This window comes from Vibrio sp. J1-1, from assembly GCF_021728395.1.
Classification (GTDB): domain Bacteria; phylum Pseudomonadota; class Gammaproteobacteria; order Enterobacterales; family Vibrionaceae; genus Vibrio.
The window spans coordinates 76,330-96,819 of the sequence record NZ_JAKKCM010000007.1; the positions used below are offsets into that span (position 1 = coordinate 76,330).

The 20,490-nt window shown below is 45.2% G+C and carries 21 protein-coding genes; 8 read left to right on the forward strand and 13 right to left on the reverse strand.

What is annotated here, in order from left to right; all coding sequences use genetic code 11:
* Positions 1-47: 47 nt before the first annotated feature.
* Both L3V31_RS12740 and L3V31_RS12745 read right to left on the reverse strand, forming a co-directional pair.
* On the reverse strand, positions 48-1,019 hold the full coding sequence (locus L3V31_RS12740; RefSeq protein WP_237316396.1) for a lytic murein transglycosylase: 972 nt from the start codon (positions 1,017-1,019) through the stop codon (positions 48-50).
* A gap of 44 nt (positions 1,020-1,063) precedes the next feature.
* Positions 1,064-1,348: a YcgL domain-containing protein gene (locus tag L3V31_RS12745; RefSeq protein WP_237316397.1), complete on the reverse strand. Its 285-nt coding sequence runs from the start codon at positions 1,346-1,348 to the stop codon at positions 1,064-1,066.
* A 197-nt stretch (positions 1,349-1,545) separates the two neighbouring features.
* On the opposite strand from L3V31_RS12745, the gene minC reads away from it, so the two are divergent.
* The 3 genes from minC to minE are packed head-to-tail and all read left to right on the forward strand — an operon-like array spanning position 1,546 to position 3,304.
* Positions 1,546-2,208, forward strand: a complete 663-nt coding sequence (gene minC / locus L3V31_RS12750) for a septum site-determining protein MinC (protein ID WP_237316398.1) — start codon at positions 1,546-1,548, stop codon at positions 2,206-2,208.
* Positions 2,209-2,225: 17 nt separating this feature from the next.
* Positions 2,226-3,038 carry a septum site-determining protein MinD gene (gene minD, locus L3V31_RS12755; RefSeq protein ID WP_237316399.1) on the forward strand — a complete coding sequence of 271 codons (813 nt, stop codon included), beginning with the start codon at positions 2,226-2,228 and terminating at the stop codon, positions 3,036-3,038.
* Between the two features lie 2 nt (positions 3,039-3,040).
* Positions 3,041-3,304, forward strand: a complete 264-nt coding sequence (gene minE / locus L3V31_RS12760; RefSeq protein WP_014231174.1) for a cell division topological specificity factor MinE — start codon at positions 3,041-3,043, stop codon at positions 3,302-3,304.
* Positions 3,305-3,360: 56 nt separating this feature from the next.
* Here minE and rnd read toward each other — a convergent pair whose 3' ends face one another.
* The 7 genes from rnd to L3V31_RS12795 all read right to left on the reverse strand — a co-directional run bounded on the left by rnd (position 3,361) and on the right by L3V31_RS12795 (position 10,852).
* A complete protein-coding gene (rnd, locus tag L3V31_RS12765) occupies positions 3,361-4,479 on the reverse strand; it encodes a ribonuclease D (protein WP_237316400.1) in 1,119 nt (372 codons plus the stop codon).
* A 79-nt stretch (positions 4,480-4,558) separates the two neighbouring features.
* Positions 4,559-6,250 carry a long-chain-fatty-acid--CoA ligase FadD gene (fadD, locus tag L3V31_RS12770; protein ID WP_237316401.1) on the reverse strand — a complete coding sequence of 564 codons (1,692 nt, stop codon included), beginning with the start codon at positions 6,248-6,250 and terminating at the stop codon, positions 4,559-4,561.
* A gap of 105 nt (positions 6,251-6,355) precedes the next feature.
* Positions 6,356-7,210 (reverse strand): alpha/beta hydrolase, encoded by an 855-nt coding sequence (locus tag L3V31_RS12775; RefSeq protein ID WP_237316402.1) that lies wholly within the window; start codon positions 7,208-7,210, stop codon positions 6,356-6,358.
* A 6-nt stretch (positions 7,211-7,216) separates the two neighbouring features.
* Positions 7,217-7,774: a Slp family lipoprotein gene (locus L3V31_RS12780; RefSeq protein ID WP_237316403.1), complete on the reverse strand. Its 558-nt coding sequence runs from the start codon at positions 7,772-7,774 to the stop codon at positions 7,217-7,219.
* A 47-nt stretch (positions 7,775-7,821) separates the two neighbouring features.
* Positions 7,822-8,127: a chromosome partitioning protein ParA gene (locus L3V31_RS12785; RefSeq protein WP_237316404.1), complete on the reverse strand. Its 306-nt coding sequence runs from the start codon at positions 8,125-8,127 to the stop codon at positions 7,822-7,824.
* Positions 8,128-8,183: 56 nt separating this feature from the next.
* Positions 8,184-8,885 (reverse strand): tRNA (adenosine(37)-N6)-threonylcarbamoyltransferase complex dimerization subunit type 1 TsaB, encoded by a 702-nt coding sequence (gene tsaB, locus L3V31_RS12790; protein WP_237316405.1) that lies wholly within the window; start codon positions 8,883-8,885, stop codon positions 8,184-8,186.
* 56 nt (positions 8,886-8,941) lie between these two features.
* A complete protein-coding gene (locus L3V31_RS12795; protein ID WP_237316406.1) occupies positions 8,942-10,852 on the reverse strand; it encodes an ATP-dependent DNA helicase in 1,911 nt (636 codons plus the stop codon).
* A gap of 215 nt (positions 10,853-11,067) precedes the next feature.
* On the opposite strand from L3V31_RS12795, the gene purU reads away from it, so the two are divergent.
* The 3 genes from purU (at position 11,068) to L3V31_RS12810 (ending at position 14,100) form a co-directional block, all read left to right on the forward strand.
* Entirely contained in the window at positions 11,068-11,901 is an 834-nt protein-coding gene (purU, locus tag L3V31_RS12800) for a formyltetrahydrofolate deformylase (RefSeq protein ID WP_237316407.1), read from the forward strand.
* A 209-nt stretch (positions 11,902-12,110) separates the two neighbouring features.
* Positions 12,111-13,727, forward strand: coding sequence for a serine protease (locus L3V31_RS12805; protein WP_237316408.1), 1,617 nt, complete (start codon positions 12,111-12,113; stop codon positions 13,725-13,727).
* Positions 13,728-13,731: 4 nt separating this feature from the next.
* A complete protein-coding gene (locus tag L3V31_RS12810) occupies positions 13,732-14,100 on the forward strand; it encodes a hypothetical protein (protein WP_237316409.1) in 369 nt (122 codons plus the stop codon).
* Between the two features lie 129 nt (positions 14,101-14,229).
* On the opposite strand, the gene L3V31_RS12815 is transcribed toward L3V31_RS12810, so the two are convergent.
* Positions 14,230-14,823, reverse strand: a complete 594-nt coding sequence (locus L3V31_RS12815) for a VOC family protein (RefSeq protein WP_237316410.1) — start codon at positions 14,821-14,823, stop codon at positions 14,230-14,232.
* A 274-nt stretch (positions 14,824-15,097) separates the two neighbouring features.
* Between L3V31_RS12815 and argS the strand changes: the two genes are divergently transcribed.
* Both argS and L3V31_RS12825 read left to right on the forward strand, forming a co-directional pair.
* On the forward strand, positions 15,098-16,831 hold the full coding sequence (gene argS, locus L3V31_RS12820) for an arginine--tRNA ligase (protein WP_237316411.1): 1,734 nt from the start codon (positions 15,098-15,100) through the stop codon (positions 16,829-16,831).
* Positions 16,832-16,936: 105 nt separating this feature from the next.
* Complete coding sequence (locus tag L3V31_RS12825) at positions 16,937-17,365, forward strand: HIT domain-containing protein (RefSeq protein WP_237316412.1); 429 nt, start codon at positions 16,937-16,939, stop codon at positions 17,363-17,365.
* A 68-nt stretch (positions 17,366-17,433) separates the two neighbouring features.
* Here L3V31_RS12825 and L3V31_RS12830 read toward each other — a convergent pair whose 3' ends face one another.
* From L3V31_RS12830 to L3V31_RS12840, 3 genes are read right to left on the reverse strand one after another with little or no spacing between them, the layout of a single operon-like run.
* Positions 17,434-17,664 carry a FeoC-like transcriptional regulator gene (locus L3V31_RS12830; RefSeq protein ID WP_237316413.1) on the reverse strand — a complete coding sequence of 77 codons (231 nt, stop codon included), beginning with the start codon at positions 17,662-17,664 and terminating at the stop codon, positions 17,434-17,436.
* Entirely contained in the window at positions 17,661-19,937 is a 2,277-nt protein-coding gene (feoB, locus tag L3V31_RS12835) for a Fe(2+) transporter permease subunit FeoB (protein WP_237316414.1), read from the reverse strand. Before feoB ends, L3V31_RS12830 begins: the two co-directional genes overlap by 4 nt.
* Positions 19,937-20,164: a FeoA family protein gene (locus L3V31_RS12840; protein WP_237316415.1), complete on the reverse strand. Its 228-nt coding sequence runs from the start codon at positions 20,162-20,164 to the stop codon at positions 19,937-19,939. The genes feoB and L3V31_RS12840 overlap by 1 nt, the downstream gene beginning before the upstream one ends.
* Positions 20,165-20,490 lie beyond the last annotated feature (326 nt).

A 20,490-nucleotide genomic window follows, 5' to 3' on the forward strand; every position in this document is an offset into this window, starting at 1 on the left:
CAGTAAAAACTAAGGGCTCCGAAGAGCCCTTATTAACGAAAGTTTAATTAATAGGTGATGCGATCTGCTAAATGGCTGACAGCAAGAGCGAAGTAGTAAGAGCGGTTCCACTTCATCAACACATTGTAGTTGTTGTAAACCAGATAAGTCCGACCGCTTTCATCGTCTGGCATAATCAACCACGCTTTGATGTCTTCATCCAGTTTAGGTAACGGGCTACCATCAAACTTCGTGATGCCTAACTTAGTCCACTCTTGCAGGTACTTACCTTTCTCTTCGGTTCGACCTTCCAAGTGATGGTCAATGCCTTTCGGGACTTTTACCTGACGTCCCCAAGTGTACTTGTCATCCCAACCAGACTTGCTCAGGTAATTGGCCGTTGAAGCAAACACATCCGCTTCGGTCTGCCAGATGTCTTTCTTGCCATCGCCATTGCCATCGGCAGCAAAACGCAGGAAGGAGCTTGGCATAAACTGACACTGTCCCATCGCACCAGCCCATGAACCTTTGAAATTCTCAAGTTCAATATGGCCTTGATCCAGAATTTGAAGTGCAGCCATGGTCTCTTTGCGGAAAAATTCTTCACGGCGACCTTCAAACGCCATGGTAGAAAGCGCATCGATTACACGGAAATTACCCGTAAACTTACCGAAGTTACTTTCCACGCCCCACAACGCAACAATAAAGCGTGGCTGAACACCAAAGGTATCTCCAATGCGTTTAAGTTCAGTGTAGTGCTCTTTGTATAATCCTTTAGCTTGTTTAACCTTCCACTCAGGTACTGCGCGTGGGATGTATTCATCCAGCGTCAGTTTTTTCTCTGGTTGGTTTCGGTCTGCTTTCACCGCTCGTGGTTTATATTCCACATTAGCGAAAGCGGCGCTGATGACCTGCTCGGAGATGCCTTGAGCACGCGCTTCTGCACGCAACTTATCTAAGTATTCCTCAAAACCTTCACTACTTGCAAAAGCTGAGGCACACATGCCAACGCTAAGCAGTGAAGCCAGTATTTTTTTCATATTGCCCTCCTTGAGCAAGGCAGAAGTCTCAGCAAGATATGGAATTACTTCCCGTCTTTTTGCTGAGCTTTTTGTTCTTTATATTTTTCTAACAGATTTTCCGGTGGCGGTGGAACCTGCAGGAAGAAACCATCGTTAATCAACGAGGCTTTCACTTTCTCGATGTCCACCTGAGCCAATGTACGACCATCAAGTTTAATCGTCATGACAGCGATAGGCTTACCGAACATCTGCATCAAGGTGTCAGGAACCTGTGAAAAATCGTCCTTTTTCGGAATGTAGAGATAAGTACCTTCTTTTTTAGAGCTTTTATAAATAGAACAAAGCATGACACGCCTTTTATGCTGATTTAGCCGTTTTTATTACGGAATGAGTTGGAAACGTAAAATTGCCGCAAACTTAATAGCAAATTTGAGATTAATTCACCGAATTGCTTGCTAGAGAACTTGCTGCGTTAAAAGATGAAATATAACATGATAGACCTAGTTTAAGGCAACGCTCTTTCAACAGAGGCAAGAAGTCCACGATGACCCATTCACCAGACCTTAAAGGTAGCAGCTTTACTTTGTCAGTTTTACATCTTTCTGACAGCAAGATAGAAAAAACTATCGAATTTTTGCAAGAAAAAGTGTCTCAGGCCCCTTCTTTCTTTGCATCGGCACCTTTGGTTATCAACATATCGAAAGTCGAAGACGACATTGATTTTCCTGTACTCAAGCAAGGCATTGCCGATGCTGGGTTTATTCCGGTCGGTGTAACGGGCTGTAAAGATAAACGTGTACAAAACCTTGCTTCTGAAGCTGGCTTCGCCATCATGTCTGCAAGCAAATCGCCAAGCCAGGCACCCGCGAAAATGGCACCGACTAAATTCGTTCGTACACCGGTTCGCTCTGGTCAGCAAATCTATGCAAAAGATGGGGATTTAGTAGTACTCGCACATGTTAGCGCTGGGGCGGAGGTTATTGCCGATGGTTCTATCCATATTCACGGAACTTTGCGCGGGCGCGCAATAGCAGGCGCAAGTGGGCAGAATGAAGCGCGGATTATTTGCCACGATTTACAAGCAGAACTAGTATCTATTGCTGGAGATTACTGGTTAAGCGATCAAATTGAGAGTGAGTATTGGCAGAAGAAAGTAATGATCAGTAAATCCGAAGAATCATTACATCTCGAAACACTCACGATTTAGTATAAAAAGGAAAACAAATGGCACGCATTATTGTAGTAACGTCTGGTAAAGGTGGCGTCGGTAAGACCACTTCAAGCGCAGCCATCGCCTCTGGCTTGGCTCTAAAAGGCAATAAGACGGCGGTAATCGATTTCGATATCGGTTTACGTAACCTCGATCTTATTATGGGTTGTGAGCGCCGCGTGGTTTATGACTTTGTGAACGTCATTAACGGTGAAGCGACACTAAACCAAGCGATGATCAAAGATAAGCGCACTGAAAACTTATTTATTCTCCCTGCATCACAAACGCGCGATAAAGACGCACTCACGAAAGATGGCGTACAGCGTGTATTTACCGAATTGGACGAGATGGGTTTTGACTTCATCATCTGCGATTCACCAGCAGGTATCGAGCAAGGTGCTCTAATGGCGCTGTATTACGCGGATGAAGCCATTGTGACCACCAACCCTGAAGTCTCATCTGTACGAGATTCAGACCGTATTCTGGGTATTCTGGATTCGAAATCACTACGAGCAGAGCAAGGGTTAGAGCCGGTCAAGCAACACCTTTTGTTGACTCGATACAATCCGATGCGCGTAAACCAAGGTGAAATGCTGAGTGTTGAGGACGTTGAGGAGATCCTTCATATCCCGCTACTGGGTGTGATTCCTGAAAGCCAAGCGGTGCTTAACGCATCAAACAAAGGTGTGCCGGTAACGTTTGATGAAGAGACAGATGCGGGCATGGCTTACTCTGATACCGTAGACCGCTTACTGGGTAATAAAGTAGATTTTCGTTTCCTTACAGAGGAGAAGAAAGGACTCTTTAAACGACTGTTCGGAGGCTAGACATGTCACTATTAGAATTTTTCCGCCCACAGAAGAAAAAATCCGCAAGCCTAGCCAAAGAGCGTTTGCAAATTATCGTAGCAGAACGCCGCAGCCAAGATGATCCGGCACCGTCTTACCTGCCTCAGTTAAAAGAAGATATTCTGAAGGTGATCGGCAAATACGTAGACATTGACCCGAACATGGTCGATTTAACGTTTGAGCATAAAGATGATGATATCTCGGTGCTAGAGTTGAATGTAAAGCTACCTGACGACGAGAAGTAATTCGACATTACAAGTGGCATAAAAAAGGTTGGCGATATTGCCAACCTTTTTTGCGATTATCTCAGCGCTTTATTCATTTTCTCGCCGATAAGTTCTAGACGCCAGTTTTGCATCACGTCAGGCAATCTTGCCGGATCACGATCCTTTTTCCATACCCAACTAAGCAACTGATTGATTTGCTTTTTAGAGGCGAGAAACTCGGTCGCTAAGCCAGATTTCTGTGATGCACTTTTCACAATATCTTTCATGTTCTTGAAGACCTGCTTATAGCCTGGGTAGTCCATAAGACGTTCAATTTTCTCAGGGTATTCATCCGCAGGTGTCTGCTTGGCTTTTTTAACGATGTCAGCAATCTTAGCCCCGTGACGGTTAACCGCACGGATATCAATGTCTTCCGCTTCCATTTTCTTAAAGCTTGTTAGGCCAAGTCGGGCAACCGTTAATAAGTCCCCTTCTTTGAAAACAAAGTTCAGAGCGAGGTCACGTTTGATTGCCTGACGGTAACGCCAAGTGGCCAGAGGCTTTAAGATAGCTAACTCTGACGGTTTCAGTTGCCATGCACCTTTGATATCAAGATAAGCATTTTCTTCGTTCACTTCACGAATTCGCTTCGAAACCAGCAAATCGCTCTCCTGCTGCACCGCATGCCACCAGCCCGCTTCCGTTACTTTATCGAGCAAGATTTCGTAAAGCGGCAGCAAGTAGTGTACGTCAGCCGCAGCATAATCAAGTTGCTTTTGCGTCAGCGGACGAGCCATCCAGTCTGTGCGAGACTCACTCTTATCCAGTTCAACACCCAGATATTCTTCCACTAGCGTTGCAAAACCTGTTGATAGCCCATGTCCAAGAAACGCAGCCATAAGCTGGGTATCGACCATCGGAAATGGCGTGCAACCAAACGCATTTTGGAACACTTCGAGATCTTCACCACATGCATGCAGGACTTTTAATACCGAGGTATCTTTCAAAAGTTCAACAAAGGGTGACATGTCCGTCAATTCTGTCGGATCGATTAAGGAAAGGTTATTGCCGTCGAAAAGCTGAATCAAACCTAGCTGTGGATAGAAAGTTCTGATCCGTACAAATTCCGTATCCAACATAACGACATCTGCGTCTCTGGCTTGAGCGCAAACTTGTTCTAGGTCTTTGTTTTTAATAATAATCTTATAATTCACATGCTTCTCGCTATAAAAAATGCCAGCAAAACGCTGGCATTCTATCATTTTTTAATTCCGGCGACTTCACGAAATCGATTTATGCGCTCTTCTTCGCGAGCTCCGCATCGTTTTCTTCACGAAGAACACGACGTAGAATCTTACCCACATTAGTCTTCGGTAGTTCTTCACGGAACTCAACCAGTTTTGGCACTTTGTATCCCGTTAGATGTTCTCGGCAGTGAGATATCACTTCATCTTTGGTTAAGCTTGGATCACGTTTAACAACATAGATTTTCACTAGTTCACCAGAGACATCGTTAGGCTGACCAATCGCCGCAACTTCCAGAACTTTACCGTGCAACGCAACCACATCTTCGATTTCGTTCGGGTAAACGTTAAAGCCAGAGACCAAAATCATATCTTTTTTGCGGTCGACAATATGCAAGAAGCCTTCGTCGTCAAACTTAACAATATCACCAGTTGATAACCAGCCTTCTTGGTTAATGGTGTCTTTGCTTACTTCCGGACGCTGCCAGTAACCTTGCATCACTTGAGGGCCACGAACCTGAAGCTCACCCGTTCCTGTGTTAGGCAGAGCATTGCCCTCTTCATCAACGATACGAACTTCTGTCGACGGAACAGGCAAACCGATAGAACCATTGTATTCGATAAGATCATGCGGGTAAGCAGCCACCAGAGGAGAACATTCTGTCAGACCATAACCTTCTAGCAGATAGCAACCTGTTGTCTTCAGCCATTTTTCCGCAACGGCGCGCTGAACGGCCATGCCACCACCGACAGACAGACGTAGATTGCTAAAGTCCAGCTCATGGAAGTCTTCATTGTTAACCAGAGCGTTGAACAGCGTATTAACCCCTGTTATAGCTGTAAATGGATGCTTTTGTAACTCTTTTACAAAACCCGGAATATCACGTGGATTGGTAATGAGCAGGTTACGGCCACCCATTTCGATAAACAGTAAACAGTTCACGGTTAATGCGAATACGTGATAAAGCGGTAATGCCGTCACAACCAGTTCTCTACCAGGAGTCAGCACCGGGCCATATGCCCCTTTTGCCTGCAATACATTTGCGATCATGTTGCGATGGGTCAGAATTGCCCCCTTCGCTACGCCCGTTGTACCACCGGTGTATTGTAAAAAGGCAATATCATCACCAGACAAAAATGGCTTCACGTACTGCAAACGACGGCCTTGATGCAACGCTTTACGCATTGAAATTGCGCCAGGCAGGTTATATTTAGGCACCATACCTTTAACGTATTTCACAACAAAATCGACAACCGTTCCCTTCGCTCGCGGCAACATCTGCCCAAGGCTGGTCAGCACAACATGTTTTACTGAAGTATTATCAACGATTTGCTCTAACGTATTGGCAAAGTTAGAAACAATCACGATCGCCGTCGCACCAGAGTCGTTCAACTGGTGTTCAAGTTCACGAGGAGTGTATAACGGATTGACGTTTACCGCGATACAACCTGCACGCAAAATCCCAAACAACGCAACCGGGTACTGAAGCAAGTTAGGCATCATCAGAGCGACTCGATCACCCTTCTTTAGCTTTAACTCATTTTGTAGGTAAGCGGCAAATGCGCGGCTACGCTCTTCCAGCTTTCGGAAGGTCATAACCGAGCCCATGTTCATAAATGCTGGTTGGTCTGCGTACTTTTGTACAGACTGCTCAAACATTTCAACCAAAGACTCATATTGGTCTGGGTTAATGGTTTCAGGTACGTCACTTGGATAACGTGAAAGCCATGGTTTATCCACGATATTACTCCTCGTTCATCGCTGTCTTACGATAACAGCCTTTTTATTTTGAGGGCCATTACAGCACAGCGAAGGTGCTTGAGCACGAAACTCTCAAACACTTGTTTAAATTTTGTTAACTACACCAAAAATTCCGTCTGAAACTTCGAGCATTTGCTCTAAATGACAGTGATGACCTCCCGAGACAGTCATCACTTGTGGTGAATTCTGCCCCCAATCAACTTGGCTGGAGGGTAAATTTTGAAATCCTTGGTCGCCCAATACGATCAGGTGTGGACAACGTATTTGGCTGGTGATTGAGTTCGCATGCTCTTGCGCCATACGGTAAAGCGAAGCGCATTTTAACTTGGAGTCATGACGCCAATACCATACGTTTCCACGCTGCACAGTTCCGCGTTCTACGATTGGCAGAAGCTGTTCAGCGGTCAACTTGTTGGCCTGCATGCGTAACTTTAAAGCCAGATCAAAGGAAGATAAGGATCGTTCAGGCTTGTTTTGTTGCCGATGTCGACTTATAACGCCATCACGAAGTCTTTGCAAACTATGAGAAGGCTCCTCAGTGAGAGGGCCCGCACCTTCGATTTGCACTAACGCTTCGACCTGCTCAGGAAACGCAGCACTATAGCAACTTGCGACTAAAGCACCAAGTGAATGGCCTACTAATATCAGCCTGTTTGGCGACAATTCATCCAATAACTCATATAAGTCGGCAATATAATCATGGAAGAGGTAATAATTGTCGGATGATTTGTGGCTAGACAAACCGTGTCCAAAGTGATCAATGGCCAATAGGTGGAAAGCTGGATTGAGCTGATGCATCTGCTCCATCAACGCTTTGAAACTGCCTGCGTTGTCTAGCCAACCATGAAGAAAAACGACTGACAAGTCAGCCGTTTTTTCATTCCCTATTTCAAGGGCTGCCATTGTCCCTGTAGCAAGTTCAAATCGACGCTCATGCATGGCAGATTACTTGACCTGTTTGATGACTCTGCCATCTTGCGGGAAATCATGACGTAGCATACGGCAGTTAATAGAATAACAAGGATAGAAATAGCTTGGCGTATCGTACGTTCGTACTCGCTCTTCTATCTTCCATAAGCGGTAACCCTGACCTTTAATCAGCGGGAAGATATATTCATGCTCACCAATTTTTCCTTCTTCTTCACCCGCACTCTTACCAACCACAGTGACTAGTCGCCCCTGACTAAATGCCACAGGCTCTAAATACCCATCGAAGTAAACCGCAAAACGGCCTTCGGGTTCATCACTAATATCAGGCTTACCAGACTCGCTGATGGGTAGATTGACTATCTCAACACGCGTTTTGTCTTTGAAGTTATCGACTTTAGCAATGATGCCCCCAAGGCGAACATCATGGTTTGCCACTCCTTGAGACTCAGCAAATGTTTTATAGTCTGTTAATACTTGTTCAGTCCTTGCATTCAACTCTTCAGGAAGAGAGCTGCACGCTGACAGTCCAACCACCGCAAAGAAAGCCAGGAAGATGTGTCGAGATAAAGTCATAATTCACCATCTAAATCTATTGTTCTTGAACGAAACCGTTCCGCCCTTTACACATAAATATCGACACCAAGTAATTGAGCCAGTTCCTCTTTTTTCGCTCGATTCATAACATCCATATACTGTTCCATCGCTTTTCGTGCATTTCCCTCAGGAAGATCGTATTGCACTTGTGCACGGTGAATCTGAGACTCATCAACTTGTTTTATGGAGTGAGCAACAGCATCAGCAACCTTAGAAGGCTGGCCTACCGATTTCTTTGTCTGAGATTTTTTTACCTGATTCTTTTTACTGATTTTGTTCGTGCGAGTTGCACTTGTTATCAGTGAGGGTGGTAAACCATTAATTGATGCCATAACGCTCCATAAAAAGGCGGGGCAACAACCGCCCCGCCCTTATGTCATTCTTCTGATTACTCGCGCCCCGGAAGTTTCTTCCATGTCACGTTATCACGCAGATAAACAGGGCTTGATTCTTCAACTGGAACCGTGTTGCCTTTTTCTAACTCTTGCTTAGCCAGAATAACGATGTCTTGTGAATCTGGATATAGCACATCACTTGAACTAACACTGAATGGTAGGTTAGCCAACTCTTCCTGATAAGCCCCCCAACCTGTACCTGCTGTTGTCCAGGTTTTATCGTCGGCTTGAGCGTCTTCAGCCAGACGTGCTGGAGGAATCACACACTCTTCATCCACACCGGTCCATTCACCATTTTCTTGGCGAGAGTAACGAGCCCAGTACACTTCACTCATGCGCGCATCAATCGCGACGGCAACATCAGTCGAGCCATGAAGACGGTAGCTTGCTTGCGCCATCGCGGCGAGTGTTGAAATACCAATCATTGGCAACTCTGCACCAAACGCTAAACCTTGTGCAATACCAATACCGATACGTACACCCGTGAAACTCCCCGGACCACGACCAAATGCCAGTGCGTCCAGTTCTTGTAGAGTCAAACCCGCTTCTTTCAACACTTCGTCAACCATAGGTAAGACTTTTTTCGTGTGATCACGCGGTGCGACTTCGCTGCGTGAAATCACTTGGTCATTAACCAGTAGCGCAACTGAACAGTTTTCAGTTGCTGTATCGATGGCAAGAATTTTTGCGCTCATTTAACTCTCTACAACTCTATTTATTTGGTTAGGCCACAACATTCGTCTGTGACCGGCTATTCTGCTTTAAGAAAAGCTTTGATTCGTTCTAAATCTCGTGTTCTTGGAATTGGCGGTAAGCTTCCTAAGAAGGTGCCACCATAATCTCGGGTCACCAAACGATTATCACAGATGATCAATGCTCCATGATCGTTCTGATCCCGAATCAAGCGTCCTACGCCCTGCTTTAAAGTAATCACCGCATCTGGAATTTGCACTTCAGCAAAAGGCTCTCCACCACGTAATCGACAATCTTCGATTCGGGCTTTGAGTAACGGGTCATCAGGAGCTGTAAACGGTAATTTGTCGATGATAACACAGCTCAGTGCATCACCTCTAACATCGATCCCCTCCCAAAACGCGCCCGTTGCCACCAGCACCGCATTTCCGAGCTCCATAAACTCTGCCAAGGTCTTTTGTTTACTCATTTCACCTTGCATAAGAACAGGCAAATCCAGTTTTTCACGGAACTGTTCTCCCAACTCACGCATCATGCTGTGAGAAGTGCAAAGAAAGAAGCAGCGACCTTGGTTCTCTTCAATTACTGGCGCCAACATTCTCACTAATTTGTCTGCCAAGCCAGGACTATTTGGTTCCGGTAAATAACGAGGTACACATAGGCGTGCTTGCTTCTCATAATCAAACGGGGAAGGCAAAGAAAACTTCTGTTTGGGTTTCAAACCTAAGCGATCGGTAAAATGTTTAAAATCTCCCGACACGGCCAAGGTTGCGGAGGTAAATATCCAAGCCCCCTGCTTAATTTCTATTTGCTCATGAAACTTGTCGGCAACGGAAAGCGGAGTGATGTGCAACGCAAAATGACGTGGTGAGGTGTCATACCAATACGAATAACCTGTGATGTCGACGTCACATACCCGGTCAATCCGTCCTTTAATCAAATTGGCGCGTTCAAACGCCACATCCAGTAACTGGCTGCGACCTAAAGCAATTTTGAGAACATCAATGGCAAGCTCAAGGCTATCAGTTAGCCGAACGAGTTCACGTTTAATTGGTTCCGACTGCATCGCTTCTCGCCAGTTGCCACGAAAACCGGGTTCACCAAGAACAATACGCATGTCCATTGCACTTTGCAGCAATTTATCCCCGACCTTTTGCAGTTGACGCATGTCTTTTGCTTCAGTGCGGTAAGCGATTTCAATATCTTTAGCCAGATCATGAATTTGACGGCTAGAGACCGTCTGGCCAAAATATTCACTGGCAATGTCTGGTAACTGATGCGCTTCATCGAAAATAAATACATCTGCTTCTGGGATTAACTCACCAAAGCCGGTTTCTTTAATCGCAAGGTCAGCAAGAAACAGGTGATGGTTTACAACCACAACATCGGAGTCCATCGCGCGTTTACGCGCTTTCAACACAAAGCAGTCCGTATAACTAGGGCACTCTTTGCCCAAGCAATTATCATTCGTCGATGTAATCGTTGGAATGATCATGCTGTCTTCCGGCAAATCCTCGCAGTCACCCAAGTCCCCCGTTTTAGTCTCAGAAGACCACGATCTCACCTTAACCAATTGAGTCAGCAATGTAGGATCAGATTCGTTGGTGTGGCTTTCGACCATCTGACGACTCAGGCGATCCAGGCAAAGGTAATTTGCACGCCCTTTCAGCAGTGCTACCTGACCATAAAAGCCTAACGCACTGACCATTAGCGGTAAATCTCGATGGTACAGCTGCTCTTGCAGGTTTTTAGAGCCGGTACTGATGATGACTTTCTTTCCGCTTAGTAGAGCAGGAACTAAATAAGCAAAAGTTTTGCCTGTTCCAGTCCCGGCTTCCACCACCAGTTGACCTTGATCTTTGATCGCACTACTGACGGCTTCTGCCATATCAATTTGTGGCTGGCGAGCCTGAAAGCCCGGTATAGCTTTACCTAAAGCGCCCTCAGAGGAGAATGTTTTTGCGATCATATCTGGGTCTGATTAGTAAAATTGCCGAGATTATAACAGACGATAGGCGGAGACATCAGCCCACATTATGGCCTGCTTATTACTCATCGTTGATATTTTGTTGAAACCAGTCCCAGAATAGATTATTTATGGTGGAACATTGCAGTACGGTTGGTTCGTGTCAGCCAACGCTCTTTTCGTACGCTTCATTTTTATTGTATGGAAGTCCCCAATTTATGGAAAAGAAAACCCTGTTAACCCATTGTTCAGACGCTCCGGGTTTAATCTCAAAAATCACTAACATTTGTTACAAGCATCAATTAAATATCGTTCACAATAATGAGTTTGTTGATAACACCAGCGGGCACTTTTTCATGCGAACGGAGTTGGAAGGTTACTTCAACGATCAAACTCTTCTCGCCGATTTAGACCAAGCTTTACCTGTCGGAGCAAAACGTACATTGGTTAGCTCTCGCCGTAAGCGCATCGTTATCTTGGTAACCAAGGAAGCGCATTGTCTGGGCGATATTCTGATGAAAAATTACGATGGTGGCTTAGATGTTGAAATCGCGGCAGTGCTTGGTAACTACGACAAACTGCAAACGCTGACTGAACGATTTGATATTCCGTATCACTATGTGACTCATGAGGAGCTCAGCCGTGAAGAGCATGAACAAAAAATGCTCGAAGTGATCGACCAATACGACGCGGACTACATCGTACTAGCGAAGTACATGCGTGTATTAACTCCGTCATTTGTTGAGAAATATCACCACAAGATCATCAACATTCACCACAGTTTCTTACCAGCGTTTATTGGTGCGAAGCCTTACCAACAAGCCTATGACCGTGGGGTGAAGATCATCGGTGCTACAGCGCACTTTGTGACGAATGATTTGGATGAAGGCCCAATCATCAAGCAGGATGTCATTCCAGTCGACCACAACTTTAGTGCTCAGGACATGGCGCAGGCTGGTCGAGATGTTGAGAAGAACGTCTTAAGTAAAGCGCTGAATAAAGTGCTGAACGACCATGTCTTTGTCTACGGCAATAAGACTGTGATCCTGTAATAACCTCTTCCGTCACATACCAGAACGACAAGTAAACCCGCCTCATCGGCGGGTTTTGTCTTTTCAACATAATCCTCAGCTTTTAACGTCAAAACATAAGCGATCTGCGTCGAAACTTTTTCATTTCCCTACAATCATTTGTCTCATGAATGATTCGATTTATCATCCAGCCACCTTATAATAACCCCCTTTAATACCAAGGAATTGAAATGCAAAAAACGTTAGTGGCTTTTCTGATTGGGCTGACTTTACCTGCAACCGCAATCGCAGATAACCTTAAGCCTGTTCAGAATGATGTATCCACACGAATTATCGGCGGAGAGCCAGCCAATACTACCGACTGGAAATTTATTGCCTCTCTGGTACGTAAAGAAAAGCCTGCTTCTATTGGTCACTTCTGTGGCGGTAGCTTCCTGGGTGGGAAATACGTATTAACTGCGGCGCACTGTGTTGAAGGCACCAATGCGGGTGATATCGATATCGTTCTTGGTCTTTATGACCAAAAAAACGAGTCCCAAGCGCAGCGTATCGCGGTGAAAAATATCTACACACATACCTCATATGATAATCAGAAAGTTAGCAACGATATCGCCCTTATCGAACTAGAACGCAGTGTCGATGGCGCTACTATCGAGCTGGCAACCCCAACGGTGTTGGATAGTGTGCGTGCAGGGGATAACGTTATTGTGGCTGGCTGGGGCAACACCTCGACAACAGACACGGTATACCCAACTGTGCTACAACAAGTAGATCTGGAATATGTAGACCGAGCCACGTGCCAAAGCCTGGAGGGAAGTTATACCAACGTGTCAGATGATGGCATTTGCGCTGGATACTCTTCGGGAGGAAAAGACAGCTGCCAGGGCGATAGCGGCGGGCCGCTCATTTTCAATGATAACGGCATCAATAAGCTGCTGGGAGTGGTTAGTTGGGGTGCAGGATGTGCTCAACCTGACGCTTATGGCGTTTACGCCAACGTGGCTCACTTTCAGCAAAACGGCTGGATAGATAGCCATCGCAATACCATCAGCTATACCCAGTACCGCGACCTTCATCTGGTTGAGAGAAAAGCTCAGCAAGAGACCTTTACCATTCGTAATGACGAGGTAGATTCTCCACTCAACATCACTGGGGTCACCCTATCAAGCGGACTCACCATCGCCGAAAATACTTGTACTGAGACGCTGAGTCCTTCTGAAAGTTGTCAAATTACGGTGGGTTACTACCCTAGCTATAGGCGTTCAGAGGAAACGATCGAAGTCACCACAGATCACCCGAAACTATCCAAGCTTTCGACCACCTTTGAGTATATAGGTGTTGATAAGGCCAGCGATTCGCTGAGCAGTGCTGTTCCGATAACAAGCGCTAATGTTTATACCAATGGCTACGCTTGGACAGCCGTAAATGGTGAACTTCAGTCTGCAGATATGGGGACTTCTATCGGCGCGTCTATCTTGTATCTCACCGATCTGCCGAAAGGTAAACTGACGATGGACCTAAGTGTGTTGTCCAATGGTTTCGACGATTTTGTCGTCTACATCAATGGCCAGATGTATGATCACACCAACCAGCTTCTCGATTACACCGAGGTTTCCGCTGATCTATATAGAACGTCAAATACGGTTATGTTTGCTTACCTAAAAAACGACTCATCGACCGGTGGTTATGACGCACAAGCGTATATTCGCAATATCAAAATGTCAGTTAGCGCAGATACCAATAACGACAACAGTGCAAAAAGCAAATCCAGCTCAGGCGGCAGTTTATCTATTGGCCTGGTGATGTTGCTCGCTGCTGGCTCATTCCTTCGCCGTAAAAAAGGATAATCAGATGCAACATGCATTCAAGATAGTACTGCTTGGTTTGAGCTCTATCAGCTTAGCCGCTTGCTCAGCGAATGCGGAGATGCAGGAAAGCCCGGAACCTGAGCACCAGACAATGATGGTAGAAGCTTACCGTACGAGCGGGAGTACGATTTCATTTATCGCCGAGTCTACCGGCTGTAGTCAAAACGATGACTTTAGCCTGAAAGTAGAGCAAAGCTCGCAAACGGAGGCTCTGCTCACCATCGTTAGAGACAAAGTGGATCATTGTAAACGAATGCCGTTTTCCAAGACCTTCACATTACCACTGGACGAAGAGTTAAAAGGCAAAAAGCTTTCCATCACAAACCCAAAAGGCAAGTCACTGACGAAGTAGTGATTAGCTTATTTAAAGGGAGCCCTCGCTCCCTTTTCATCTTCTACAACTCTACAACAAAGAAAAGTACGAACGAACCTAATGAGATGACAATGATAAGCCTACATCTCAGTTCTGACCCTCTCGCTTTTATGCTTCAGACTCAACAATCGCCTTTAGTGAATGCGGATGAAGTTTGATACATACCCCTTGGTATTTAAATGCAACCGTTGGGTTGTTCAGTCGCTCACCCTCACCTTTAGGACTGGAGAGTTTGATTTTCACCCCCATTGCTTCGAGTTGAGCAAAACGCCCACCAAATGCGGGGTAAGTGTGTTTTAGGTCAGCTAGAAACTCATCCGCCGTCTCCGCATGAGACGGAATGACAAACTCTACGTGCTCCCAGCCTTCTGTTGGGTAAATTTTACCCTCAGCCGGATACGGTAACTCCAAGCACTCAATTTTCCAGCCCCGACTTTCTAGCATGTTTTCAAACTCAATCACGATGATTGGACGGCCATTGATTTGCGCTTGAGAAATGACTTTACCATACTGACTCCATGCTTGATGGGCTTGTTGCGCCGTTTGAGTATCGTTGATACGCAACGCAATATGGTCGGCTTGAGCCAAACTCAAATCCAGGCTAAGCATTGAAGCCAGTGCTTCAATTTTTTCCACAAACGCATCCAAGTCTTGGAGCATCAACTCGGGTGTTAAGCGTTTTTCTACTAATTCAGTCGTCATCGGTATTCTCTAAGAGGAGGATTTTGTCTTTTATACAGGCGCAATAGTAAACCCAAAGAACGTTATACCCAAATAGCTTCGCTATGATTGGTTCAGTAAGGATGAGGTTGTTTGGATGTACATATCCATTCATTCGAAAAAGTATAAATTTCCCCAAATCCTCTCTGTATGAAAAGCAATAAAGTTGTTATCATTAGCGCCATTTTTGTGAACTCCAACAGAACTCGACTCCGATTATAACGAGTTCTTAGTCCTCGAATTGAAGGAAACGCGTGTGAATATCCAAGCACTTATTAATGACAAAGTATCTCAGGCTCTAGAAGCCGCTGGCGCACCTGCAGGCAGCCCTGCAGCCGTTCGTCAATCAGCAAAGCCACAATTTGGTGACTACCAAGCAAACGGCGTAATGGGCGTTGCTAAAAAACTGGGTACTAACCCACGAGAATTTGCACAGAAAGTACTGGATGTTCTAGACCTTGACGGTATCGCGAGCAAAACAGAAATCGCTGGCCCTGGTTTTATCAACATTTTCCTAAGCGAAGAGTTCTTGGCGAAACAAGCGGATGCAGCTCTGGCAGATTCACGTCTGGGCGTGGCAGAAGAAGAAGCGCAAACTATCGTTGCTGACTACTCTGCGCCAAACGTTGCAAAAGAAATGCACGTTGGTCACCTGCGTTCAACCATCATTGGTGACGCTGTTGTACGTACTCTTGAGTTCCTGGGCCATAAAGTGATTCGCGCCAACCACATCGGTGACTGGGGTACTCAGTTCGGTATGCTGATCGCAAACCTTGAACGTGTACAGCAAGAGTCTGGCGAAGTGTCTATGGAACTGGCTGATCTTGAAGCCTTCTACCGCGAATCTAAAAAGCTATATGACGAAGACGAAGAATTCGCAGTTAAAGCGCGTAACTACGTTGTGAAACTACAAAGCGGTGACGAGTTCTGCGCAGAAATGTGGAAGAAACTGGTTGACGTAACCATGATCCAAAACCAACGCAACTACGATCGTCTAAACGTATCACTAACTCGTGATGACGTAATGGGCGAGAGCATGTACAACGACATGCTACCTAAGATCGTTGCAGACCTAAAAGAACAAGGCCTTGCGGTTGAAGATGACGGCGCACAAGTTGTATTCCTAGACGAGTACAAGAACAAAGACGGTGAGCCTATGGGCGTTATCGTTCAAAAACGCGATGGCGGTTTCCTGTATACCACAACAGATATCGCATGTGCGAAATACCGTTACGAAGAGCTAGGCGCGAACCGCGTACTTTACTTCATTGACTCTCGTCAACACCAGCACCTAATGCAGGCTTGGACTATTGTTCGTAAAGCTGGCTACGTGCCTGAGTCAGTCTCTCTTGAGCACCACGCATTCGGCATGATGCTAGGTAAAGATGGTCGTCCATTTAAGACTCGTGCAGGTGGTACGGTTCGTCTTGCTGATCTTCTGGATGAAGCAGAAGAGCGCGCAGCGAAGCTGATCGAATCAAAGAACCCATCACTAGACGCTGAAGAGAAAGAAAAAATCTCTCGCACAGTAGCGATGGCTGCCGTGAAATACTCAGATCTTTCTAAGCACCGTACGACTGACTACGTGTTTGACTGGGACAACATGCTTGCATTCGAAGGTAACACAGCACCGTATATGCAGTACGCCTACACTCGTGTTGCTTCTATCTTTGCAAAAGCAGGTGTTGCCATGGATGACCTTCAAGGTGATATCCAAATCTCTGACGAGAAAGAAAAAGCGCTCATCGCAAAACTTCTACAGTTCGAAGAAGCAGTTCAATCTGTTGCTCGCGAAGGTCAACCACACATTATGTGTAGCTACCTGTTTGAGTTAGCAGGTCAGTTCTCAAGCTTCTACGAAGCGTGCCCTATCCTAATTGCAGAAGACGAAGCAGTTAAGCAAAGCCGCCTGAAACTTGCAGCACTAACAGCGAAGACCATCAAGCAAGGTCTGTCTCTACTAGGTATCGAAACGCTCGAGCGCATGTAAGCTAATCTTAGCTAAAGCTTAACAACAAAGGCTGACGTGAGAGCGTCAGCCTTTTTGTTTATACTGAACTCAATCAATACAATTAAAAATCAACTGGAAAACAAAATGAGTTTCGAACTGCACCCTCAATTAGCAAAAGACACCACTGTTATTGGTCATTTTCCACTCTGCGTTGCTCTGCTACATAAAGATAATGCCGTACCTTGGGTCATTCTGGTTCCCAAGCGTGCTAATTTAAAAGAGCTGCACCACTTACCTATGCACGATCAGAGACAGTTTTTATTAGAATCTCAAGCGGTAAGCCAAGCGCTCGAAGCGACATTTCTTCCAGACAAACTCAACATGGGGGCACTGGGTAACATGGTGCCTCAACTGCATATTCATCATATCGCGCGCTTTAAAGATGACGTCGCTTGGCCAGGGCCTGTATGGGGCAACACCAAAGGTGAGTTTCGTAGTGAAGACGAACAGAACGAAGTGCTTGGGCGCATTCAGAATGTGTTATCACTCAGCTCTATTTTCCAAAAAGTGTAAACCTTGACAATGACTCCAGAGACTAAAAAGCCGCCTGTTAATGAGGCGGCTTCTTTCTGTCCGACGGTTTACATCGTCACGGTCAATGATAATCCATCTTGTCTTGTCACTGCATAACGAACGCGAGTCACATGATGTGCTTTATTGGTGTCAATCAAACGGGTGATACGGCCTTTGTTGATCCACACACTCAGCATTGCGTCGGCACCATCTTCACTCATCCCAAACTGCGTTGCCAGCTCTGACTGCGACACCGCCCCGTGGTCTTCAATATAGTTATAAAGCTGTTTTAAGATCATGCCACTTGTACCTCCAGCGAACCTTGCTGTTTCTTACCAATGCGCTTAAAGACACGATAAGTACCAAAGAAGATCGCTACGATCACTGCCATCCATATCCCGCTTGTAATTGGACTGTCTGAAAAGTGCATCATTTGATGATAAAAAGTCGCCGTTAGGTAGGCCAACCCCATCGTCCAAACCGCAATAAAGCGAGCAAAGTTATTACCAAATTCGCGCACATATGCCCCCATTGCAGCAACACACGGTGTGTACAACAAGATAAAGATTAAGTACGCAAACGCAGCATGACCTGAAACAAACTGAGATTTAATGTTGCCAAAAATAGAGGCGTCAATTTCTTGTTCTTCTGCTACCGCATATGAATCGGTTAAGTCACCAACCTCGATGCCTAATGGATCTGAGTAACTAAGACCTGCAAGATTCTCAGGTATACTCATTACCGCGGCTTCTAGGCTACCGATTAAATCGTATTCAGCTTCGTCACCATCCGTTGGCGTGGTATATAAACTATTCAGCGTACCAACGACGGCTTCTTTCGCGAAAATACCGGTAATAATGCCTACAGTCGCTGGCCAGTTGTCCTTTTCGATACCAATTGGCGCAAACACTGGTGTGACAACTTGTGACGCTTTTGAAAGGACAGATTTCTCACTATCTTCATTACCGAAGCTTCCATCAGTACCAAGTGAGTTTAGGAAACTGAGCAGTGCAACCACAATAACAATGGTTTTACCTGCACCTAGTACAAAACGCTTGAGCTTTTGCCAGGTTTTAATCACAACATTCTGTAATGTCGGTAGCTCGTAATTCGGTATTTCCATCACAAAGCTATCACTACTGCCTGGGTAAAGGGTCTTTTTCAGAAACAGGCCAGTGAAGATGGCAGCCACAATACCAAGCAGGTAAAGCGCAAATACGACGTTTTGACCAGAGTCGGGGAAGAACGCTGCCGCAAAAAGTGCGTAAACAGGCAGGCGAGCACCACAAGACATAAAGGGCACCATAGAGGCAGCCAGTTTACGTTCACGTTCTTGATCGAGTGTTCGGGTTGCCATAATAGACGGAACATTACAGCCAAATCCTAAAACAAGCGGTACAAAGGCTTTACCTGGTAAGCCAATTTTCTGCATCACTTTATCCAGAACAAATGCCGCACGAGCCATATAACCAGAACTTTCAAGTACCGCGAGGAATAAGTATAAACAGGCAATGACTGGAATAAAGGTAGCGACCGTCTGAATACCACCACCAATACCATCAGCAAGAACAGTCACTAGCCATACGGGTAAGTGATCATCAAGCAAGTAATGGCCACCATCAACCAGTAACGCACCGACTCCGATATCAAAGAAATCAATAAATGCACTGCCGATGTTAATCGAGAACATAAACATCAAATACATGACAGCCAAGAAAAATGGAATACCGACCCACTTATTTAAGATAAATTGGTCTAGCTTTTCTGTCACACTACGGCTGAGTTTGCCCTCACTACGGCGAATCTTCTTACACTGCTCATGCAAATGCGTATATTTGGTATCCGCAACATGTAAATCAATATCCAGACCGAGCTTTGCAATCGACTCTAAAACCATGCTTCTATCACTTTCTGAAAGACTGTTCAGAACTAACGCGTCTTTTTCTAAGGCGCGAACAGCAAGTGCACGATGAGAGACCGTTTGATCACTAAAAAGCGTCGAGACTTTTTCAATCGCCGCTTCCATTTGTTGACCATAGTTCAACGACAAATCTTTAAGAGCAACACCCTGAATGATGGATTTATGTAATTGTTCTTTAAAGTCTGCGACTTGTGCTTTGTCCGTTGCTGACAAGCTGAGAACCGGACACCCCAACATTTTCTCTAACTCGGCCACGTTAATTATTTGACGTTCGCGCTTTAACGCATCCATCTTATTCAAAACGACAATCATCGGACGGCCAAGCTCGCGAAGCTGCAGCGTCATATATAAACTGCGCTCTAAGCTTGTTGCATCAACAACATTGATGATCAAATCCGCTGGATGAGTTAGTACCGCACTCGAAGCAATTGACTCATCGATACTGTTGCTATCATTTCCGCTATCTAGTGAGTAAATGCCAGGAAGGTCTGTAAGCAAAAACTGATCACTGGCATGTTTAAATTGACCAGTCTTCTTCTCGACAGTCACACCAGCCCAGTTACCAACCTGTTGTTTTGCGCCCGTTAAACCATTAAAAAGAGTTGTTTTACCACTATTAGGATTACCTACCGTGATTACTTGATACTGCATTACACCCTCTCCACTTCGATTTTTTGAGCAATCGTATCTCTTACTGCAACAGACACACCACGCACTTCAACTTGTAATGGATCGCCCATCGGAGCGCGCCTTATTACTTTGACTACTGTATTAGGCAATAGCCCCATTACCATTAGCTTTTTTCTTACGTCAGGTGAAAGACCATCTAATAAACGAATAGTCACCGAATCGCCGGGTATAATTTCTGATAGCTTCATGATGGCTCCAACAAGGTTATTGCTAATGATAAATATTTTCATTTAAAGAATTAATGCTGCAATACTACTCCTATATATCCATTATTTTATTGTGTGAAATCAAAGTTATCACAAATGTTCAAGCCCTTACTTAAACGTCAACTCCGTCAACTTTGACCACGTCAATTTTGTCAAAACTATCTTCATGGGCGACTTTCAATTTTAGGAAAATGATAGAGATTAAAAGAAAAAACATAATTAATTCATATATATCATCAACTTAAATTGTAGCCCTGAATATTGTCGCTTTTTTCATATGAATGTGTCGTTATTTTTATAAGAAAAAT

What these genes read in the sequence shown, in the direction of transcription:
- minC (WP_237316398.1), top strand. Translation starts at nt 1,546, where the DNA reads ATGACCCATTCACCAGACCTTAAAGGTAGCAGCTTTACTTTGTCAGTT.
- L3V31_RS12825 (WP_237316412.1), top strand. Translation starts at nt 16,937, where the DNA reads ATGAGTTTCGAACTGCACCCTCAATTAGCAAAAGACACCACTGTTATT.
- L3V31_RS12795 (WP_237316406.1), bottom strand. Translation starts at nt 10,852, where the DNA reads ATGATCGCAAAAACATTCTCCTCTGAGGGCGCTTTAGGTAAAGCTATA.
- L3V31_RS12840 (WP_237316415.1), bottom strand. Translation starts at nt 20,164, where the DNA reads ATGAAGCTATCAGAAATTATACCCGGCGATTCGGTGACTATTCGTTTA.
- L3V31_RS12810 (WP_237316409.1), top strand. Translation starts at nt 13,732, where the DNA reads ATGCAACATGCATTCAAGATAGTACTGCTTGGTTTGAGCTCTATCAGC.
- L3V31_RS12775 (WP_237316402.1), bottom strand. Translation starts at nt 7,210, where the DNA reads ATGCATGAGCGTCGATTTGAACTTGCTACAGGGACAATGGCAGCCCTT.
- L3V31_RS12830 (WP_237316413.1), bottom strand. Translation starts at nt 17,664, where the DNA reads ATGATCTTAAAACAGCTTTATAACTATATTGAAGACCACGGGGCGGTG.
- feoB (WP_237316414.1), bottom strand. Translation starts at nt 19,937, where the DNA reads ATGCAGTATCAAGTAATCACGGTAGGTAATCCTAATAGTGGTAAAACA.
- L3V31_RS12740 (WP_237316396.1), bottom strand. Translation starts at nt 1,019, where the DNA reads ATGAAAAAAATACTGGCTTCACTGCTTAGCGTTGGCATGTGTGCCTCA.
- L3V31_RS12805 (WP_237316408.1), top strand. Translation starts at nt 12,111, where the DNA reads ATGCAAAAAACGTTAGTGGCTTTTCTGATTGGGCTGACTTTACCTGCA.
- L3V31_RS12815 (WP_237316410.1), bottom strand. Translation starts at nt 14,823, where the DNA reads ATGACGACTGAATTAGTAGAAAAACGCTTAACACCCGAGTTGATGCTC.
- tsaB (WP_237316405.1), bottom strand. Translation starts at nt 8,885, where the DNA reads ATGAGCGCAAAAATTCTTGCCATCGATACAGCAACTGAAAACTGTTCA.
- L3V31_RS12745 (WP_237316397.1), bottom strand. Translation starts at nt 1,348, where the DNA reads ATGCTTTGTTCTATTTATAAAAGCTCTAAAAAAGAAGGTACTTATCTC.
- L3V31_RS12785 (WP_237316404.1), bottom strand. Translation starts at nt 8,127, where the DNA reads ATGGCATCAATTAATGGTTTACCACCCTCACTGATAACAAGTGCAACT.
- L3V31_RS12780 (WP_237316403.1), bottom strand. Translation starts at nt 7,774, where the DNA reads ATGACTTTATCTCGACACATCTTCCTGGCTTTCTTTGCGGTGGTTGGA.
- purU (WP_237316407.1), top strand. Translation starts at nt 11,068, where the DNA reads ATGGAAAAGAAAACCCTGTTAACCCATTGTTCAGACGCTCCGGGTTTA.
- minD (WP_237316399.1), top strand. Translation starts at nt 2,226, where the DNA reads ATGGCACGCATTATTGTAGTAACGTCTGGTAAAGGTGGCGTCGGTAAG.
- minE (WP_014231174.1), top strand. Translation starts at nt 3,041, where the DNA reads ATGTCACTATTAGAATTTTTCCGCCCACAGAAGAAAAAATCCGCAAGC.